At 35.0% G+C, this 1,776-nt stretch carries 3 protein-coding genes; 1 reads left to right on the plus strand and 2 read right to left on the minus strand.

The features are described 5' to 3' along the window. Positions 1-330: 330 nt before the first annotated feature. Together JCM9157_RS25870 and JCM9157_RS25875 are read right to left on the minus strand one after the other, a co-directional pair. Positions 331-537, minus strand: coding sequence for a diguanylate cyclase (locus JCM9157_RS25870; RefSeq protein WP_052013331.1), 207 nt, complete (start codon positions 535-537; stop codon positions 331-333). Next, positions 534-1,349, minus strand: coding sequence for a GGDEF domain-containing protein (locus tag JCM9157_RS25875; RefSeq protein WP_052013332.1), 816 nt, complete (start codon positions 1,347-1,349; stop codon positions 534-536). The genes JCM9157_RS25870 and JCM9157_RS25875 overlap by 4 nt, the downstream gene beginning before the upstream one ends. Before the next feature lie 230 nt (positions 1,350-1,579). On the opposite strand from JCM9157_RS25875, the gene JCM9157_RS22935 reads away from it, so the two are divergent. Continuing rightward, the gene (locus JCM9157_RS22935) at positions 1,580-1,762 is read left to right on the plus strand and encodes an aspartyl-phosphate phosphatase Spo0E family protein (RefSeq protein WP_035668821.1); all 183 of its coding nucleotides are present in this window, start codon (positions 1,580-1,582) and stop codon (positions 1,760-1,762) included. Positions 1,763-1,776: the final 14 nt, after the last annotated feature.

Consider the following 1,776-nt stretch of genomic DNA (forward strand, 5'->3'; position numbering starts at 1 on the left):
CTTGAACATTTGCTCATTTCCGCTTTAATAAGAGCCTCTGTATCCTCGCAGGTTTCGGAGAGGACTCAGATGACCTTATCTCTCATAAAACAGCTAATCCCCTTGGCTTCGCGGACTCACAGGACCTTATTTGCCCCGTTTCCTCGACCGTCTAGCTCATATTCTCCCAATAAGGTATCTCCTGGCCGCTTGACTCAAGCAAATACCCTCCCTCAATCCAATAAGAGCCTCTGAGTCCTCCTAGTTTCCAGTAAGGACTCAAAAGCTCTTATTGACCACAATTCACAACCTCATTCAGCGTACTACTTATTACACAGCTTAACTTCCTCTTTATTGAGCAGCAGCCTTCACCAAATTACGGCCCTCTTTCTTCGCTTCATATAAAGCATCATCGGCTCTCTTTAGAATATCCCTCGGGACATCTCCCTTATGTAGGCTTGCAACTCCAAAGCTAGCCGTCACTTTTTGAATATGTCGGAAACGATGGTTCTCAATCAAGTTTCTTAGTTTATCTGCTAACAACTTTGCTTCTTTCAAAGAATGCCTGTTATGATAATAAATTCTTCTCCACCCATTCTTCCGAAAAGCTCTTTTGCCCCAATCGCATTTTTGACTATTTCAGTTAGTTGCTGCAAGACTTCATCGCCAACACCATGTCCATGTTGATCGTTTATCTTCTTAAAATGGTCAACATCTAAAAAAATGACGGCTAAAGCACGTCCTGTTGAATGGGAACTCTTCACTTCTTCTTCAAGCCAAGATTGAATTAACCTGCGATTGGCTATGTTTGTCAACGGATCATAATAAGCCAATCGTTTTAACATATTTGAATCAATATAAAACAAGATTAGTTTACGAAAATTATTCAGAACATAAATGACGATAAAACTAGCAAGATAAAAGTGAATAAGCGTAATTTGAGTAATAACGAAAGAAAAGTTTATTAAACCCATCACGATTGTAGTTAAGAAAATGATAATCGTCCATAAAAGTCCCTTGCCTTGAAAAGAAATAAAGACAAACATATAAAACAAAGGAGCCCAAATCATATATGTACTAATAGTCGTGTCATACATATAGATGAATTTCCAAACTTCTAGTAAATGATGGACACTCAATACTAGTAACATGGCAATTTCGATTGCCCTAAAAAATTGATCTCTGAATGTAAATATCCAATTAATGATTAAAATAAGAACCAAAAAAGGAATGATAAACTCATAAAAAGGAGTTATATGAGTTGAGAAAAGCCTGAATGAAAAAAGCGCTAATATATAAAGAGGAATTAACACAAGATAAATTTTTCTTTTTAACTCTCTATATGTCTGTGTTTTTCCTAGTATAGACATTCCCTTTCCTCCTATCAAATTACCTAACCCGAGACTATTATACTGGTATTCATAAGCAATATGAATAGAAAAATGAGAAAACATATATCTCATTCATCATCTATTCCTAATTTATTATAATCCACAATTTGTAATTAGGAACAAAATCTTATACTATTTCAAATGAAAGCATATTATAATAAGTCTATAGACTCATCTACAATACAGGATACCGGGGGGCTGTTGGACTTATGGGGAATCTTTCTAATCTAATGATCATTGAATATTTAATTGAAGATTTAAAGAGAGAGCTACATCACACCGTTAGTGAAAAAGGCCTATCTCATTCTGATACCATTGTAGTTAGTCAAGATTTAGATAAATTAATCATTAAACACCAAAAATTCAAATTACACTTAGTGAAATCTTACTAAAGTCTGTCTTCATC

This window comes from Halalkalibacter akibai JCM 9157 (genome assembly GCF_000513135.1).
Classification (GTDB): domain Bacteria; phylum Bacillota; class Bacilli; order Bacillales; family Bacillaceae_D; genus Halalkalibacter; species Halalkalibacter akibai.

Bases quoted from the DNA above. Each gene is read 5' to 3' on its own strand.
- JCM9157_RS25875 (WP_052013332.1), bottom strand. From the start codon at position 1,349: ATGTCTATACTAGGAAAAACACAGACATATAGAGAGTTAAAAAGAAAA.
- JCM9157_RS22935 (WP_035668821.1), top strand. From the start codon at position 1,580: ATGGGGAATCTTTCTAATCTAATGATCATTGAATATTTAATTGAAGAT.